14 protein-coding genes and 1 pseudogene are annotated in these 16,434 nt (G+C 70.7%); 7 read left to right on the top strand and 8 right to left on the bottom strand.

Going from position 1 to position 16,434, the window contains the following annotated elements; all coding sequences use genetic code 11:
* The 6 genes and pseudogenes from PKE75_RS14325 to PKE75_RS14300 form a co-directional block, all read left to right on the top strand.
* Positions 1-386: pseudogene (locus PKE75_RS14325) on the top strand (succinate--CoA ligase subunit alpha); the annotation flags it as partial.
* Positions 387-577: 191 nt separating this feature from the next.
* The gene (locus tag PKE75_RS14320) at positions 578-1,291 is read left to right on the top strand and encodes a GntR family transcriptional regulator (protein ID WP_271169419.1); all 714 of its coding nucleotides are present in this window, start codon (positions 578-580) and stop codon (positions 1,289-1,291) included.
* Between the two features lie 219 nt (positions 1,292-1,510).
* The gene (locus PKE75_RS14315; RefSeq protein ID WP_271169418.1) at positions 1,511-2,680 is read left to right on the top strand and encodes a succinate--CoA ligase subunit beta; all 1,170 of its coding nucleotides are present in this window, start codon (positions 1,511-1,513) and stop codon (positions 2,678-2,680) included.
* Positions 2,681-2,683: 3 nt separating this feature from the next.
* Positions 2,684-3,565, top strand: a complete 882-nt coding sequence (gene sucD, locus PKE75_RS14310; protein ID WP_271169417.1) for a succinate--CoA ligase subunit alpha — start codon at positions 2,684-2,686, stop codon at positions 3,563-3,565.
* 74 nt (positions 3,566-3,639) lie between these two features.
* Positions 3,640-4,668, top strand: coding sequence for a 2-dehydropantoate 2-reductase (locus tag PKE75_RS14305; protein ID WP_271169416.1), 1,029 nt, complete (start codon positions 3,640-3,642; stop codon positions 4,666-4,668).
* Between the two features lie 278 nt (positions 4,669-4,946).
* Complete coding sequence (locus PKE75_RS14300) at positions 4,947-5,393, top strand: DoxX family protein (RefSeq protein ID WP_271169415.1); 447 nt, start codon at positions 4,947-4,949, stop codon at positions 5,391-5,393.
* Positions 5,394-5,430: 37 nt separating this feature from the next.
* On the opposite strand, the gene PKE75_RS14295 is transcribed toward PKE75_RS14300, so the two are convergent.
* The 7 genes from PKE75_RS14295 to PKE75_RS14265 form a co-directional block, all read right to left on the bottom strand.
* Positions 5,431-6,717 carry a hypothetical protein gene (locus tag PKE75_RS14295; RefSeq protein WP_271169414.1) on the bottom strand — a complete coding sequence of 429 codons (1,287 nt, stop codon included), beginning with the start codon at positions 6,715-6,717 and terminating at the stop codon, positions 5,431-5,433.
* Complete coding sequence (locus tag PKE75_RS14290) at positions 6,711-7,547, bottom strand: hypothetical protein (protein ID WP_271169413.1); 837 nt, start codon at positions 7,545-7,547, stop codon at positions 6,711-6,713. The genes PKE75_RS14295 and PKE75_RS14290 overlap by 7 nt, the downstream gene beginning before the upstream one ends.
* Position 7,548: 1 nt before the next feature.
* Positions 7,549-8,484 (bottom strand): vWA domain-containing protein, encoded by a 936-nt coding sequence (locus PKE75_RS14285; protein WP_271169412.1) that lies wholly within the window; start codon positions 8,482-8,484, stop codon positions 7,549-7,551.
* The gene (locus tag PKE75_RS14280) at positions 8,481-9,440 is read right to left on the bottom strand and encodes a VWA domain-containing protein (protein WP_271169411.1); all 960 of its coding nucleotides are present in this window, start codon (positions 9,438-9,440) and stop codon (positions 8,481-8,483) included. The genes PKE75_RS14285 and PKE75_RS14280 overlap by 4 nt, the downstream gene beginning before the upstream one ends.
* Before the next feature lie 3 nt (positions 9,441-9,443).
* On the bottom strand, positions 9,444-9,896 hold the full coding sequence (locus PKE75_RS14275; RefSeq protein WP_271169410.1) for a DUF4381 family protein: 453 nt from the start codon (positions 9,894-9,896) through the stop codon (positions 9,444-9,446).
* The gene (locus PKE75_RS14270; protein WP_271169409.1) at positions 9,883-10,782 is read right to left on the bottom strand and encodes a DUF58 domain-containing protein; all 900 of its coding nucleotides are present in this window, start codon (positions 10,780-10,782) and stop codon (positions 9,883-9,885) included. The genes PKE75_RS14275 and PKE75_RS14270 overlap by 14 nt, the downstream gene beginning before the upstream one ends.
* Before the next feature lie 228 nt (positions 10,783-11,010).
* Positions 11,011-12,012, bottom strand: coding sequence for an AAA family ATPase (locus PKE75_RS14265; RefSeq protein ID WP_271169424.1), 1,002 nt, complete (start codon positions 12,010-12,012; stop codon positions 11,011-11,013).
* Between the two features lie 292 nt (positions 12,013-12,304).
* Here PKE75_RS14265 and gnd point away from each other — a divergent pair, with 292 nt between their 5' ends.
* On the top strand, positions 12,305-13,306 hold the full coding sequence (gene gnd, locus PKE75_RS14260; RefSeq protein ID WP_271169408.1) for a phosphogluconate dehydrogenase (NAD(+)-dependent, decarboxylating): 1,002 nt from the start codon (positions 12,305-12,307) through the stop codon (positions 13,304-13,306).
* A 23-nt stretch (positions 13,307-13,329) separates the two neighbouring features.
* Here gnd and PKE75_RS14255 read toward each other — a convergent pair whose 3' ends face one another.
* Positions 13,330-16,398, bottom strand: coding sequence for an efflux RND transporter permease subunit (locus PKE75_RS14255; RefSeq protein ID WP_271169407.1), 3,069 nt, complete (start codon positions 16,396-16,398; stop codon positions 13,330-13,332).
* Between the last annotated feature and the right edge of the window lie 36 nt (positions 16,399-16,434).

Below are 16,434 nucleotides of genomic sequence, written 5' to 3'. Positions count from 1 at the left end.
GCGGCGACCCGGTGAAGGGGACCGAGTTCATCGACATGCTGGAGCTGTTCCTGGCCGACGAGCGGACGGAGTCGATCGTGATGATCGGCGAGATCGGCGGCTCGGCGGAGGAGGACGCGGCGCAGTTTCTTAGCGACGAGGCGAGGCGCGGGCGCAAGAAGCCGACGGTCGGCTTCATCGCGGGCCGCACGGCGCCTCCCGGCCGGCGGATGGGCCACGCCGGGGCGATCATCTCGGGAGGCAAGGGCGGCGCGGAGGACAAGATCGCGGCGATGGAGGCGGCGGGCGTCCGCGTCTCGCCGTCCCCGGCCCGCCTCGGAAAGACACTGGTCGAATTGCTGAAGGGCGACCAGCAGGATCGGCCGCTGCGCGTGGCGAGCCGTTAAAGCCTGATCTCCCTCAGGCTTTCTGAAGACGCGTCGGCGCCATCCGACGCGAAGGGCGGTCGCGAAAGCGGCCGCCCCTTTTTATGCTAAAGTATGCGGCGGTTTGCGGCTTCGCCAGAAGATCATCCCTCTGGTATGCAAGAAGGGCGTCAGTCCTAACGCTTCGGGGAGCAAATCTGTTGAAAACGCCGTTGCGTTGGCCTGTCGACGAGGACTCCGACGGAACGCTCGTCCTGGAGCGTTTTGCGCCGGAGCAGACTTATAAGACGAAGGTCTACGCCGCTCTCAAGCAGGCCATCGTCAACATGGACATCTATTCCTCGCCCGACCCGGCGTGGCTCGACGAGCGCCAGCTCTCCGAGCGGCTCGGCGTCAGCCGCACGCCGGTGCGCGAGGCGATCGCGATGCTTGAGCAGGAGGGCTTCGTGAAGTCGATGCCCCGCCGCGGCATCATGGTGCTGAAGAAGTCCAAGCGCGAAGTCATCGAGATGATCCAGGCCTGGGCGGCGCTCGAGAGCATGGCCGCCCGCCTGATCGCCGAACATGCGAGCGACGCGGAGATCGCGCGGCTGCGCAAGCTGTTCCAGGGCTTCAACGAGAGCCACCGGCCCTCCGACTATCTCAGCGAGTATTCCGACGCGAACATCCGGTTCCACCAGACGCTGGTGAAGATCTCGGGTTCGGTCGCGCTGCTGGAGATCACCTCGAACATCTTCATGCACGTCCGCGGCATCCGGCAGATCACCATCGGCCGCGACGACCGCGCGACGCGCTCGATGGACGACCACCTCGCGATCATCGAGGCGCTCGAGCGCCGCGACGTCGAAGGCGCCGAGAAGCGCTCGCGCGAGCATACCCTCGGCCTCGCCCGCTATGTTGAGGAGCACGGCGACATCCTCGACTGAGCCTTGTCGCAGGCCGGGCGGAGCGACTTCGTCGATCCGCGGAGGCCGGGCGTCGCGCCGGCGCCCGATCGCGCTGATCCTAAAGGCCGGTCTGACACCGGCCCCGAGTTCTCTTACGATCCACGCTGCTGAAGCAGGCCTTCAGAAAAGCTGTGGATTGGCGGGTGTTGGCGTCACGTATACCAAAGGGCGCCGCAAGAGCGCCCGCGGAGACAGGCGATGCGACTTCACGAGTTTCAGGCCAAGCGGCTGCTGACCGACTACGGACTGCCGATTCCCCGCGGCGCGGTCGCTCTGACGGCCGACGAGGCGGAAGCGGTCGCGCGCGACCTCGGAACCAGCCCGATCGCGGTGAAGGCGCAGATCCACGCCGGCGAGCGGCTGGCCGCCGGCGGCGTGCGGATGGCGCATGGACCGTCCATGGCGAAATCGGCCGCGTCCGCGCTGCTCGGCCAGAGGCTCGTCACCCGCCAGACCGACGACGAGGGCCAGATCGTCCGCCGCGTCTATGTGGAGGAAGGCGTCGCGATCGAGCGCTCGATCTATCTCGCGCTGATGATCGACGCCTCCGGCGCGCTGGTCGCAGTCGGCGGCCGCGAGGGCGGCGACGGCGTCGAGGAGCGTAAGCGCAAGGGCGAATTCACCTCCGAGACGCTCGTGCTTTCGGTGAACGAACCCATCGACCCGGCTGATCTGTCGACATTTATTGCGCGGATCGGTCTTGAGGGCCGCGCGGCCGTGGCGGCCGCTGCGCTCGTCGAGGGCCTGCGCCGCGCATTCATCGAGCTCGACGCCAGCCTGATCGAGATCAACCCGCTCGCGGTCACCGCGTCCGGCGAGATCAAGGCCCTCGACGTCAAGATGACGCTCGACGACAACGCGCTGTTCCGCCACCCGGATCTCGGCTCGCTGCGCGACGAGGTCGAGGGCGACCGCGTCAAGCTCAGCGCCCATCGCGACCAGCTCAACTTCGTCCAGCTCGACGGCGACATCGGTCTGGTCTCGAACGGCGCCGGGCTCGGTCTGGCGACGCTCGACATGGTTTGCGCTGCCGGCGGCAAGCCCGCGAACTTCATGGACATCCGGACCACCGCGAAGAGCCTCGACATCGCCCATGGCTTCGCGCTGCTGCTCGACAACCCGAAGATCCGCACGCTGCTCCTCAACGTCCATGGCGGCGGCATGCAGTCCTGCGACACCATCGCGGAAGGGCTCGGGATCGCGCTCCGCCGCTCCGGCCGCAAGCTGCCGATCGTGGTGCGGCTCGCCGGGCTGAACGCCGATCTCGGGCGCTACCGGCTCGCGAATTTCGGCTGCGCGGTGATCGAGACCGCCGATATGGGCGAGGCCGCTTCCCGCGCGGTTTCCGTCGCCGCCGGGAGGGCCTGAACTATGGCGATCCTCATCGACCACGACACCCGCATCATGGTCCAGGGCATGACCGGCTGGGCCGGCACGCACCACACCATCCAGATGATGGAGTACGGCGCCAAGGTCGTCGCCGGCGTCCGGCCCGGCAAGGGCGGCCGCTCGCACCTCAACCTGCCGATCTTCGACACCGTCGCCGAGGCGAAGGGCGCCACCGGGGCGAACGCCTCGATCATCTTCGTGCCGCCGGCCACCGCCGCCGCCGCCATGATCGAGGCGATCGAGGCCGAGATCCCGCTCGTCGTCACCGTCACGGAACGGGTGCCTGCGCTCGACATGGTGCGCGTCCGCGAGGCGCTGAAAGGCTCGCGGACCCGGCTGGTCGGCGCCAACAGCCAGGGCGTCCTCGCGCCGGGGATCTGCAAGCTCGGCGTGATGGCCACCGGCTCGGAGAGGCCGGGCGGCGTCGGGATCGTGTCGCGTTCCGCCTCGCTCACCAGCGAGGTGGTCGCGCAGGTGACGGCCGCCGGCCTCGGCCAGTCGACCACCGTCGGCGTCGGCGGCGACGCCATCCACGGACTCGGCATGCGCGAATGCCTGGAATTGTTCCTCGCCGATCCCGAGACCGACGGCGTCGTGCTGATCGGCGAGATCGGCGGCTCCGAGGAGCAGGAGGTCGCCGACTACATCGCGCAGGTCAGGCCCGCAAAGCCGATCGTCGCGCTGATCGTCGGCGCCCACGCTCCCCGCGAGCGCCGCATGGGCCATGCGGGCGCGCTCACCATAGGCGGGAGCGGCGAGGCGGCGGCGAAGGTCGCCGCGCTCGAGCGGGCGGGGGTGACGGTCGCGTCGAGCGCCCACCTCGTCGGCCGCACGATCGCCGAAGCCCTCGCCGGCGCACGCTAGCGCCCGAAGTCGATAACGCTGATTTTGACCGCCGCCGCGCCGACGGGGCGACCAATCTTGAGGAGAACGACCCGGTGAAGATCTGCATCTACGGCGCGGGCGCGATCGGCGGCTACATGGCCGTCATGATGAAGCAGGCGGGAATAGACGTCTCGCTGATCGCGCGCGGACCGCATCTCGCCGCCATCAGGGAGCGCGGGCTGAAGCTCCTGATCGATGGCGAAGAGAAGGTGGCCGAGATGCCCGCGACCAAGGTCGCGGCGGAGCTTGGCCCGCAGGACTTCGTCATCGTCGGGCTCAAGGCCCATCAGGCCTGGGAATCGGCCGAGGACATGGCGCCGCTGCTGGGGCCGGACACCGCCGTCGTCACCGCGCAGAACGGCGTGCCGTGGTGGTACTTCTATGGCCTCGAAGGCCCCTACAAGAACCTGCGCCTCAACAGCGTCGACCCCGGCGACCGGCAGTGGAACGCCATCGGGCCCGAGCGCGTCATCGGCTCGACCGTCTACCCCGCGACGGAGATCATCGAGCCGGGCGTCATCAAGCACACCTACGGCGACACCTTCGGCCTCGGCGAACCGAACCGCACCAAGACGGCGCGCCTGCAGGCCTTCGGCGACGCGCTCGACGCCAGCGGCCTGAAGGCCCGCTATTACGACGACATCCGCGACGACATCTGGCTGAAGCTGTGGGGCAACCTCTGCTTCAACCCGATCTCCGCGCTGACCCGCGCGACGCTCGACGTGGTCGCGACCGACCCAGGCACCCGCGCGCTCGCCAAGAGCATGATGCTCGAGGCCCAGGCGATCGGCGAGAAGGTCGGCGCGACGTTCAAGGTCGACGTCGAGCGCCGCATCAACGGCGCCGCCCGCGTCGGCGCGCACCGCACATCGATGCTGCAGGACGTCGAGGCCGGCAAGCCGATCGAGCTTGACGCGCTGCTCTCCTCCATCCAGGAGATGGGCCGCCTCGTCGACATCGCGACCCCGAACGTCGACATCGTGCTTGCGCTCACGAAGCAGATGGGCCGCTCGCTCGGCATCTACCCGACCTTCCCCGAAGAGGTCGCGGCCGAGGAGCCCAAGCTCGCCGCCGCCGTCTGAGGCTGGGCGCAAACGCCGCTTCGCTCCGGCGGAAACGCCTGAATCAGGAATGGCGGCCGGCTCCAGCGATGGGGCCGGCCGTTTCCGCATCGCCCCGGCGGTCCCGAGCGCGCAAGGCCGCGCTGCAGGATGTCGACTTGGGACCGTCGCGACGACGTCACGTCTGTTTCGTGCGTCTTTAATCAGAACACATTGCGGGGAGCGGGGTTCGCCTCCGTTCCATTCCCGCCTTAAACCCTCTCCGACCGGCGGACCCGTCGGCCTTCGGGAGGATCGAGATGAACCCCACCGTTCTCACCGCCTGGGCGCCGCGCGTGCTCAGCATTCTCAGGATCATGGCGGCGCTGCTGTTCATGGAGCACGGGACGCAGAAGCTGCTGGGCTTCCCCGTCGCAGGCGACGTCGCGCCGATGTCGCCGCCGCTCGCCTCGCTGCCGGGCGTCGCCGGCGTGTTCGAGCTGGTCGGCGGCTTCCTGCTCGCGATCGGCCTGTTCAGCCGTCCGGTCGCCTTCCTGCTGTCCGGGCAGATGGCGGTCGCCTATTTCCTCGTCCACACCGGCGCGGATTTCTCGCTCGCGGTCGAGACCGCGAAGGCCAGCGTCTATCCGCTGCTCAACCGCGGCGAGCTCGCGGCGCTCTACTGCTTCGTGTTCTTCTACCTGTTCTTCGCCGGTCCCGGACCGTGGAGCGTCGACGCCGCCCGCGCGAAGGGCGGAGCCGTCTGATCCGACTGCGGTCTCTGACGCGAGGGCGGAACCACCGTCAGGCGTTCCGGAGCGGCCCGTCGAGCGGCGCCAGGCCCGACCCCGTCGAGCGGGCGGGGACGGCGGATGCGCGCCGCGCAGTCACGATGATCCGGGCGAGCCGGCGCAGGTTCGGGCGGGGGTCCTGGCCGCCGCCATAGAGATGGCGGTCGAGCTCGGCGAGGCCCGCGCGCACCTCGGCGCGTCCGGCCCACGCCTCGGAGCGTTCCGGCTCCTTGCGGACGAGTTCGGTGACCGCCGCCCGGAACGAGGCGGCGTCGCCGCGCCACGCGGCGGTCTTCAGCTTGCGCAACGCGCGGGGCGGCAGTCCGGGGAGGGCGCGCAGGCCCCCGGTCCCGACCAGCAGCAGCGCGACGCCGAGCAGGAAGGCGGCGCCGCCAACGCCGAGCGTCAGGCCGAGCGCCGGGCGCTTGGGGCCGGCGACGGCGGCCGGGTCCCCGGAAGGCGCTCCTGCGACGTCCCACGCCATCCGCTGGGCGGGAATCGTCGCCTCGCGCATCGAGCGGGAGACGGTGTCGAACCACGGGATCTTGATCGCCTCGACCGTCGCGGGGAACGCCGAGATCGGGCGCATGTTCCAGCGATAGACCGCGCGCGCCACCGGGCCGTTTTCGGTCACCCGAGTTTCGCGGTCGGTCGGCCCGCGGAAGCTGATGATGCCGGCCGACCGCATCACCGGCGGCGGCGGCAGCTGCTCGGCGGTCACGCCATAGGCTTCGATCGTCACGGTCCGCTGTATGGTCTCGCCGCGCGGCACGTGGTTGGGGTCGGAGGCCCAGGTGTCGGTGACGGTCACGTCGCTCGCCGGCAGCCACCAGCTGTTCGGGTCGCCCGGTCCGCCCGGGCCCTGCCACTGCGCGACCTGAACGGTGACGGGCGCGGACCTCACGTCGATCTCGCGGCCGCCTGCGCCGTCGACCACCGTGAGCTTGTGGGTGAAGCTTCCGATCTCGAGCGGTCCGCTCTTCTCGGGATAGACCGCGATGACGCGCTCGTAAGCCACGGCGGGGAAGCCGTCGAAGGTCGATTCCGAGAGCTTGTCCTTGGTCAGGTGCATCCAGCCGAAGTCGGTCAGCTCCGGCTGCTGCATGTGCTGGATGTTGATCAGCGGCCGATAGAGCCCGCGGATATGGACCAGGACGAGCTCGTTCGGGTAGGGCGCGACGCCATGCGTCTCAGGGACGACCTCGAGCTTCACGTCGTCGAAGATCGTGTGGTCCTGCGCCGCGGCGGGAAGCGCTGACAGCGCGAGGCCGGCGAGCGCGACGGCGAAAAACTTCACCATGGGTCCGTGACCTCGGGCGCGGCGATCCCGCGCTCGGCGCGCTGAGAGCGCTCCGCCGCGAGCTTCAGGCGGAGGAACTTGCCGGGGTCGTCAGGGATCGTCTGCAGCCACTGCAGCGAGGGCTGCACGGCCTGTTGCGAAAAGCTCATCTTCGGCAGCTTCATCATCTCTTCGAACGACTTCGCGACCTTGGCGCCGTCGCCGCCGGTGCGGCCCGCGCCCTGCGAGGCGCCGACCGAGCCGCGCGCCTGCGACCGGCTGGGGTCGGCGGCGGTCTGTTTCGCGCGCCCCATGCGGGTCACCTGCGCGCCGCCGGGCGAGGTCGCCTGACGGCCGGAGTCGCGGTCGCCGGCGGCGCCTTCGCCGGTCGAGTTGATGTCGTTCTGCGCATCCGAAGGCGCCTCGCCGCCGCGCTTCTGCTTCGACGCGCTGGCGTTGGCGGCGCCGTTCGCGTCGCGAGCCTGCCTGTCCCTCTTGGCCTTGAGCGATTCCACCAGCGCAAGATTGTAGCGGGCGTCCTCGTCGTTCGGGTCGCGGTAGAGCGCCTCGTTGAGCGCGGCGATCGCCCGCTCCAGCTCGCCGGCGCGGGCGCGGGCCGTGCCCTCGTCGTAGGGCGCGTCGGCGAAGGGCGCGTTCTCGAAGGCGCTCGCGGCCTCCGCGAAGCGGCCCTGCGCGTAAAGCGTCGCGCCGCGCCAGACAGGGCCGCCAAGCAGCAGGCTTGCGATCCGCGGCAGCCCGGCCTCGTAGAACGCGCGGCCCATGCGCTCGCCCGAAAGCGCGGCTCCGAGGCAGACCATCATCAGCACGACGAGCATCCAGACGCGGCGCATATCATCCGCCCCTCCGGAACAGCAGCAGCATGGGAACCGCCGCCGCGAACAAAAACCAGCGGCCGAGATCGTACCAGACGAGGGACGCGTATTCGCCCGGTCCGATCCGCTGCGTCGGCCCACGGGCGAGCAGGTCGTCGACAGCCTCGGGATGATCGACGTCGCCCGAAACCCCGCCGCCGATCGAGGCTAGAGCCTCGAGCTCCGGCCGGCCGGCGTCGGCGGGTCCCGGTGGGCGGCCCGTCGCGGTCTTCGGCGTCAGGAAGATCGCGCTCAGCGCGTGGCCGTCCTCGCGAAGCGCCCGCGCCTCGCCGCGCGTCCCCTCGTCGATTCCGCCGCCGTCGGTGATCAGCACCACGTCGCCGCTGACGACCCCGGCGTCCTTCAGCGTCTTGCGGGCGAGGGCGACGGCGCGCGTCGGCGCGCTGCCGAAGTCCGGCACCGTCTGGCCGTCGAGCGCGAACAACGTCGTCTCCAGCCCTTTGCGGTCGGTCGTCGGCGGGCTGACGAGATAGGCGTCGCCCGCATAGGCGACGATCGCGACCTGCCGCGTGCCGGCGGCCTCCGCCGTCGCCAGCGCCGCGATCTTGGCGTCCTGGAATTGCGGGCTCTCGGCGACGGAGCGCGACAGGTCGAGCGCGATCACCATGGTGTCGAGGTTGCGGAAATTGGTCGATCCCTGCCGCTCGACCGCGGGACCGAGCAGAGCGAGCGCGATCAGCGCCGCGGTCGCCGCGGCGACGATCGCGCCGCGTCCCTTGCCGGCGACCACGCCGCCGCGACGGGCGAGAGCGTCGAGCAGATGGGCGTCGACCGCCCGCCGCCAGTCGCCGACGCCGCCGGCGCGTCGGACCGCGACGAACAGCACGAGGCCTGCGATCGGCAGCCCGAGCAGCCACCACGGCCTGAGCAACGCGTAGCCGAACAGCTCGATCATGCGCCGCGCCTTCGGACAAGCACGGTGGCGGCGGAGGCGAAGAATGCGATCGTCGCCGGCCAGGGCCACAGCTCCCGCCAGATCGGCGCGGGCGGCGCGAGCGAACGCGTCGGTTCGATCTCATCGATCGCCGAGATCGCGGCCTCCATGTCCTCGCTGGTCTTCACCCGGAAGGTGCGGCCGCCGCTTTCGTCGGCGATCGCCTTCAGCGTCTCGACGTCGACGACGTCCGGATTGTAGTCCGCCTCCTCGCCGAGCGCCCGCGGGCCCATGGCGATGGTGTGCACCCGCACGCCCATGTCCTTCGCGAGACGCGCGACGTCCTTCGGGGTCGATACGCCCGCGTTGTTCGCGCCATCCGACAGCAGCACCACGACCTTGTTCTTCGACTCCGTCTGGGCGAGCCGGCGGAGCGCGAGGCCGAGCCCGTCGCCGATCGCGGTCGAGCGGCCGACGAGGCCGATCGCGAACCCGTCGAGCGAGTGGGCGACGGCTTCCGTGTCGTAGCTCGGCGGCGAGACGACATAGGTCTGGTCGGCGAAGGCGATCAGCCCGACGCGGTCGCCGGCCCGTCCGCGTATGAACTTGGCGCCCAGCGTCTTCACGACGTCGAGCCGCCGCGCCTGCTTGCCGTCGAGCGCGAAGTCGGTGCGCTCCATGCTGCCGGAAAGGTCGAGCGCCACCATCAGGTCGCGCCCGGTCGTCGGCAGCGCCTGCGCCGGGAGCACGATTCGGGGGCCGGCGAGCGCCGTCACCAGCGCGACCCAGGCGAGCCACGCCACCAGCCGCCCGCCGCCGGTCGCGACCGAGGACGGGTCGGCCTGTCCATGCGACGCCGCGACCGTGCCCGGAACCCTCAACGCGCCGCCGACGCGGCCGTCAGCCGGCAACAGCCGCGCCACCAGGAACGGCAGAGGCAGCAGCAGGAAGACCCAGGGAAGCGAGAACTGCCACATCGCCTAGCGCCCGAGCTTCGCGAACAGGACGGAGAGCTCGCGGTCGAGCTCCGGGTCTTCCGCCGGCGGGCGGGCGTAGAGGCCGTCGGCGAACACACGGCCGGCGCGGGCGGTGAACAGGTCGGTTCCGAACACGCCGTCGAGGGCGGCGGCCCAGTCGGCGCCCGTCGCGCGCGCGGCCTCGTCGCCGGCCCTGGAGCGGACCACGCGCCGAAGGATCGTGGCCTGCGCGGCGCGGCGCTCCGGCGCCGGCAGGGTCCTGGCGCGCTCGAACTCCGCGCGTGCGGCGGCGGCGAGCGAGGGCCGCGGGCGAAGCAGCGCGCGCAGCGCCAGCGCGACGATCAGCGCGAGCCCCAGGCCGGCGGCGGCGGCCACGCCGAAATCCGCCCAGAACGACACCGGCTGCGGCGGCAGATGCAGGGCCCTCAGGCCGGCCAGCGGATCATCTTGTTGCATCGAGGCGCTCCAGCAGCGGCGCGACGCGCTCGGGGCCGGCGGCCGCGTCGATCTCGATCGCGCCGACGCCGAGCCCCGCGAGCCTCTCGCGGCGGTAGTCAGCATGCGCCTCGCCGCCCTGGCGGCCGGACAGCCAGCCACGCCGCCCGTCGCGCGATAGGAAGGCGTAGGCGCCGCGCGGGGCGTCGCGCTCGAAGGCGTCGGCGACCAGCAGCACGGTGATCGCGACGCGGGTCGCCGCCGCCTTGATCACCTCGTCGAAGCGCAGGCCCGGCTCGTCGAGCCCGCTCGCGAGGATCAGATGGCCGCCGCGGGGCAGGGCGCCGACGGCAGTCTCGAGGGAGTCCGCCAGAGGCGGGTCGGCTCTGTCGGCGCCGGCGAGCGCGTCGGCGTGGGCGCGCGCCATCACGCCGACGATCGCGCTCATCGCCCGCTCGCCGCCTTTGGGCCGCACGAAGGACGGCTCGCCCGTCCCGACGGCCAGCAGCCCGATGCGCCCGCCCTCCGCCGCGGCCCGCCAGCCGACCATGGCGAGCGCTTCCGCCGCCGCCACCGAGCGGAACGCGCGGCGGGTGCCGAACAGCATGGCGGGGCGGAAATCCGCGACCAGCAGCACGGCGCGCTCGCGCTCGTCGCGAAAGGTGCGGGCGTGCAGCAGCCCGGTGCGGGCGGTGGCGTTGCGGTCGACATGTCGGATGTCGTCGCCGTCGACCCACGGGCGCACGTCGTCGATCTCGCTGCCTCTGCCCCGCCGGCGCGTGACGATGCCGCCCGGCCGCGCCGCCAGCCTGCGCGCGCCCGTCGGCGCGCCGCGCCCCGTGAGGTGCTTCAGCCCCATGAGCGCGGTGGCGTCGAGATCGACGCCGGGAACGAGCGCTCCGTCCATCACGATGCGCCCCGTCGCCGGGCGTGGCGATGCTCTTTACCTCTCCCCAGCGGGGAGAGGTCGACGTCGCGCAAGCGGCGGCGGGTGAGGGGGCCTCGTCCTCTCCGGAAAGGGCTGCTCCCCCTCACCCGGCGCTTCGCGCCGACCTCTCCCCACCGGGGAGAGGTGAAGGAAGAAACTCGCTTCCGGAGCATGGGCTGCCGAACGGTCATCGCGCGTGGCCTCGCGCTACAGCGGCCGCACCGCGTCGAGCAGCGGGCCGACGAGGTCGCGCGCCGTCCGCCCGTCGGCGGCCGCCCGCCATGTCAGGACGAGCCGGTGCGCGAGGGTGTCGGCCGCGAGATCCGCGACGTCGTCGGGGGTGACGTGGTCGCGGCCCTCGAGATAGGCGCGCGCCTTCGACGCCGCCGCCAGCGACAGCGTTCCGCGCGGCGACACCGGATACTCGATCGCCCGGCGGACCTCCGGCACGGTGTCGGCGTCGCGCGTCGCCGAGACCAGGCGGACGATGTAGTCCTTCAGCGCAGGCGCAAGATAGACGTTCGCGACGTCACGACGGGCGGCTCGCACCTCCTCGCCCGAGAGCTTCAGCGGCATCGCCTGCTCGTGGCCCGCAGTCTCGCGCTCCACGAGGTCGAGGATCAGCCGCTCGGACGTGGTGTCCGGGAGGCCTACGACGACGTGCATCAGGAAGCGGTCGAGCTGCGCCTCGGGCAGCGGGAAGGTGCCCTCGTGCTCGATCGGGTTCTGGGTCGCGACCACCATGAAGGGGTCGGGCAGCGGATAGGTGCTGGCGCCCGCCGTCACCTGCCGCTCGGCCATCGCCTCCAGCAGCGCCGACTGCACCTTCGGGGGCGCGCGGTTGATCTCGTCGACCAGCACCAGCGAATGGAAGATCGGGCCGGGGAGGAACTCGAACCTGCCCTGGTCCGGGCGCCAGACCGTCGTGCCGGTCAGGTCGGCCGGCATCAGGTCGGGCGTGCACTGGATGCGGGCGAAGGAGGCGTCGAGACCCGACGACAGCCGCTTGACGGCGCGGGTCTTGGCGAGGCCCGGCGCGCCCTCGACAAGCACATGGCCGCCGGTGAGAAGCCCGATCAGCAGGCGCTGCACGAGGCCGGAGGCGCCGATAAGACCGTCTTCGAGCCCCGCCCTCAGCGCGCCGACCCGGTCTCTCAGGGCCATGTCGGCGGTCGCAGCCGCGGCGGGCGCCTTGTCCTGCACGTTCATGCCCTGACCGACCGCGCGAGCGGACGATCCTTCGCCAGTGGACGCAATGTAGACCTCCCCGGAAAGCACGGCCTCTTAAGGGCCTTATTACGGATCACGCCTGTTATCGGACCGCGCGTCAATCCTGCGCGCGGCGGCGCCCCGAGACGGAACGCCGCATGGCGTGGTCCGGGAAAGCGGCGTGCGCCGGGGCAGCGTCGCAATGCAGCCCCGCGGTTTCATGCGCAGGCGTCCCGCCCTAACATATCCCGCAGTGCGGCACGGACCTCACCTCCCAGAAGGAAGACCAGCGATGCGCATCGGAGTGATCGGCCTCGGCCGGATGGGCGGCAACATCGTGCGGCGGCTGTTGGACGGCGGCCACGAATGCGTCGCCTTCGACGTCGACGCCAAGGCGGTCGACGGATTGGCGGGCGAAGGCGCGGTCCCGGCGCACGCGATCGCTGATCTCGTCGCGGCGCTGCCCGCTCCGCGGGTCGTCTGGGTGATGCTGCCCGAGGGCAAGATCACCGGAGACGCCATCGACCAGCTGGCGAACTTGCTGTCGCCCGACGACGTGATCATCGACGGCGGCAACTCCTTCTACAAGGACGACATCGCCCGCGGCGCGGCGCTGATCGAGAAGAACATCCACTTCGTCGACGTGGGCACCTCCGGCGGCGTCTGGGGCCGCGAGCGCGGCTACTGCATGATGATCGGCGGAGAGGCCGACGTCGTGAAGCGCCTCGACCCGATCCTCGCGACGCTCGCGCCCGGCGCCGGCGGCATCTCGAAGACGCCCGGCCGCGACGGCCGCGACCCCCGCGTCGAGCAGGGCTACATGCATTGCGGGCCGACCGGCTCCGGCCATTTCGTCAAGATGATCCACAACGGCATCGAATACGGCCTGATGCAGGCCTACGCCGAGGGCTTCGACATCCTGCGCAATAAGTCGTCCAAGGAGCTGCCGGAGGATCGCCGTTTCGACATCGACGTCGCCGACGTGGCCGAGGTCTGGCGGCGGGGCAGCGTGGTGTCGTCCTGGCTGCTCGACCTCACGGCCACGGCGCTTGCGAGCGATCCGAGCCTGGACCGGTTCGAGGGCCGCGTGGCCGACTCCGGCGAAGGCCGCTGGACCATCGAGGCCGCGATCGAGGAGGCAGTGCCGGTCGACGTGCTGGCCGCGGCTCTCTTCGCCCGCTTCCGCTCGCGCATCGATCACCCGTTCGGCGACAAGCTGCTGTCTGCGATGCGCTTCCAGTTCGGCGGCCACAAGGAGGCCGTCGGTCCGGAGGAGAAAATCAGCAAGACCTGACCGGCGGACGGCCGGCCTGCGGCTTATTCCGCCGGTTGCAGCGCTATCGGCTGCGGCTTCTTCCGGCGTCGCAGCCGGTCGAGCAGCAGGTAGATCGCGGGCGTCGTGTAGAGCGTCAGCGCCTGGCTGACGATAAGCCCCCCGACGATCGTGATTCCGAGCGGGCGCCGGAGCTCCGAGCCCGGCCCCTCGCCGAAGGCGAGCGGCAGCGCGCCGAGCAGCGCCGCGAAGGTGGTCATCAGGATCGGCCGGAACCGCACCCGCGCGGCTTCGACGATCGCGTCGGCCGGCGACAGGCCGCGCGAGCGCTCGGCGTCGAGGGCGAAGTCGACCAGCATGATGCCGTTCTTCTTCACGAGGCCGATCAGCAGGATGATGCCGATCAGCGCGATCAGCGTGAGGTCGTCGCCGGCGACCTGAAGCGCGAGAAGCGCGCCGAGGCCCGCCGGCGGCAGCGTCGACAGGATCGTCAGCGGGTGGACATAGCTCTCGTACAGGACGCCGAGCACGAGATAGATCGCGACCAGCGCCGCGAGGATGGTGATGGACTGGCCGCCGGCGGCCTTCTCGAGTTCCGCCGCGTCGCCGGCGAAGCTCGAATTGACCCCGTCGGGCAGGTGGAGCCCCGCGACCGCCTTCGCGACCAGCTCCGTCGCCTCGCCGGCCGAGCCGTCCGGCGCGACGTCATAGGTGATGGTGATCGACGGGTATTGGCCCTGGTGGTTCACCACCAGCGGCGCCACACGCCGTGTGACGGTCGCGACCGTGGACAGCGGTATCTGCGTTCCGGACGACGTCGGAACATGAATCTTCAGCACGTCGCTTGAGTCCGACGACTGCTCGGGAGCGAGCTCGATCACGACGCGGTACTGGTTTCGCCGCCCATAGATCACCGAGATCTGGCGTTGCGAGAACGAGGTGTTGAGGGCGGCGTCGATCGCGTCGATCGAGACGCCGAGGCGGGCGGCCTTGTCCCGGTCGATGTTGAGCAGGAGGTCGATTGCGTTCGCCTCCCGGTCGGTCGCGACGTCGCGCAGCATCCTGATGCGCTGCAGCCTCTCGACCACCTTGGGGGCCGTCTCCTGCAGCAGATCGAGATCCGACGACCACAGCGTGAACTGGTATTGCGAACGGCCCTCGCGCGCCCCCGCCCGGATGTCCTGCTGGGCCATCAGGAAGACGCGCAGGCCCGGCAGATCGGAAAGCGGCTTCCGCAGGCGCTCGATCACCTGGCTCGCCGGCGGCCGTTCGCCCAGCGGCTTGAGCGCGATCTGGATGCGCCCCTGGTTCGACACGCTGCGCCCGCCGCCGACGGACGGCGCGACCGACTCGACGGCCGGATCGGCGGCGATGATCGCCGCCGCTCTCTGCTGAAGCGTGGACATCGCGTCGAACGAGACGTCGGCGGACGCTTCGGTGAAGGCGTTCAGCACGCCGGTGTCGTCCTCGGGGAAGAAGCCCTTGGGCATGGCGATATAGAGATGAACCGCCCACGCGGCGGCGAGCAGCATCAGCAGCGCCATCAGCCAGGGGGCGCGCATCGCGAATTTCAGGCTCGAGGCGTAGCGGTTCGCAAGCCGGTCGACGACGCCAGGTTTGCGATCCTTCCTCTCGGGCTTGAGCAACTGGCCGCAGATCATCGGCGTGACGGTGAGCGAGACCACGGTGGAGACAGCGATGGCGAAAACCAGCGTCATCGAGAATTCGAAGAACAGCCGACCCGCCAGCCCGCCCAGGAACAGCAGCGGGATGAAAGCCGCCACCAGCGAGATCGAGATCGCGACGACCGTGAAGGCGATCTCGCGCGCCCCGGTCAGCGCCGCCTCGACGGGAGTCATGCCCTTCTCGAGGTTGCGGTAGGCGTTCTCGATCATGACGATGGCGTCGTCGACCACGAAGCCGACGGCGACCGCGAGCGCCATCAGCGACAGGTTGTCGATCGAGAAGCCGAAGACCCACATTCCCGCGAAGGCGCCGGCGAGGGCGAGCGGCACGGTGACGCCGGCGGCGAATGTCGGCGCGGCGCGCTTGAGGAACACCAGCACCACCAGCATCACAAGGCCGATCGAGATCAGCAGCGTCTTCTGCATGTCGGCGACGCTGGCGCGGATCGTCGTGGTGCGGTCGACCAGCACGTGGACGTCGATGCCGGCCGGAATCCAGCGCGACAGCTCGGGAAGGATCGCCTTCACGCCGTCGACTGTCTCCAGCACGTTCGCCGCGGGCTGTTTGGTGACGTTGACGAGCGTCGCGGGCTTGCCGTTCAGCCAGCCGGCGGTGCGGGCGTTGCGGGTTCCGGCCGCGACGTCGGCGACGTCGCCGAGCCGCACCACCGCGCCGTTCGCGGTGTGGATGACGATGTTCTCGTAATTCTTCGGGTCGGAGCCGAGTTCGCCGTCGAGCGCGATCGAGATCGAGCGGTCGTCTCCGGCGAGCGCGCCGACCGGCGCCAGCACGTTGGCGTTGTCGACCGCGGCGCGGACGTCGTCGAGCGACAGGCCCATCGTGGCCAGCCGGTCCGGGTCGAGCCGCACCCGCACCGCCGGCTGCTCAGCGCCCGCGACGTTGACCTCGCCCACGCCCGCGACCTGGCTCAGCCGCTGGACGAGCACGCTGTCGGCGGCGTCGTAGACGCGGGCCTGCGGCAGCACGTCGGAGGTCAGCGCCAGCACCATGACGGGGAGCGCCGCGGGATTGATCTTGCGGAAGGTCGGCAGCGTCGGGATGTCGGAAGGCAGGTCGGCGGCCGCCGCGTTCAGCGCCGCCTGCACGTCGCGCGCGGCGTCGTCGATGTTGCGGTTGAGGTCGAACTGTATCGCGATCCGCGTCGAGCCGAGCGCGGAGGTCGAGGTCAGCTCCGTGACGCCGGCGATCGCCCCGAGAGAACGTTCGAGCGGCGCGGCGACGGTCGCCGCCATCACGCTCGGCTCCGCGCCGGGCCTGCTCGCCTGCACGAAGATCGCGGGGAACTCCACGTTCGGCGTGCTCGCGACCGGCAGCCGCATATAGGCCGCGACCCCGACCAGCATGAGTCCGATCGCAAGCAGCGCGGTCCCGACCGGCCGGCGGATGAAGGGGCTGGAGAGGGACATCTACCGCCGACCCGCCGACGCGGCGGCGGAATGGAG

This window comes from Hansschlegelia plantiphila (genome assembly GCF_027922265.1).
Taxonomy (GTDB): domain Bacteria; phylum Pseudomonadota; class Alphaproteobacteria; order Rhizobiales; family Methylopilaceae; genus Methylopila; species Methylopila plantiphila.
The sequence above is the reverse complement of the archived record's forward strand: the minus strand, read 5'-3'. Positions and strand labels throughout refer to the sequence as shown.

Excerpts from the sequence above, each read along its gene's own strand:
- PKE75_RS14280 (WP_271169411.1), bottom strand. The coding sequence starts at position 9,440 with ATGTGGCAGTTCTCGCTTCCCTGGGTCTTCCTGCTGCTGCCTCTGCCG.
- PKE75_RS14270 (WP_271169409.1), bottom strand. The coding sequence starts at position 10,782 with ATGGACGGAGCGCTCGTTCCCGGCGTCGATCTCGACGCCACCGCGCTC.
- sucD (WP_271169417.1), top strand. The coding sequence starts at position 2,684 with ATGGCGATCCTCATCGACCACGACACCCGCATCATGGTCCAGGGCATG.
- PKE75_RS14285 (WP_271169412.1), bottom strand. The coding sequence starts at position 8,484 with ATGATCGAGCTGTTCGGCTACGCGTTGCTCAGGCCGTGGTGGCTGCTC.
- PKE75_RS14300 (WP_271169415.1), top strand. The coding sequence starts at position 4,947 with ATGAACCCCACCGTTCTCACCGCCTGGGCGCCGCGCGTGCTCAGCATT.
- PKE75_RS14275 (WP_271169410.1), bottom strand. The coding sequence starts at position 9,896 with ATGCAACAAGATGATCCGCTGGCCGGCCTGAGGGCCCTGCATCTGCCG.
- PKE75_RS14315 (WP_271169418.1), top strand. The coding sequence starts at position 1,511 with ATGCGACTTCACGAGTTTCAGGCCAAGCGGCTGCTGACCGACTACGGA.
- PKE75_RS14290 (WP_271169413.1), bottom strand. The coding sequence starts at position 7,547 with ATGCGCCGCGTCTGGATGCTCGTCGTGCTGATGATGGTCTGCCTCGGA.
- PKE75_RS14265 (WP_271169424.1), bottom strand. The coding sequence starts at position 12,012 with ATGAACGTGCAGGACAAGGCGCCCGCCGCGGCTGCGACCGCCGACATG.
- gnd (WP_271169408.1), top strand. The coding sequence starts at position 12,305 with ATGCGCATCGGAGTGATCGGCCTCGGCCGGATGGGCGGCAACATCGTG.
- PKE75_RS14255 (WP_271169407.1), bottom strand. The coding sequence starts at position 16,398 with ATGTCCCTCTCCAGCCCCTTCATCCGCCGGCCGGTCGGGACCGCGCTG.
- PKE75_RS14295 (WP_271169414.1), bottom strand. The coding sequence starts at position 6,717 with ATGGTGAAGTTTTTCGCCGTCGCGCTCGCCGGCCTCGCGCTGTCAGCG.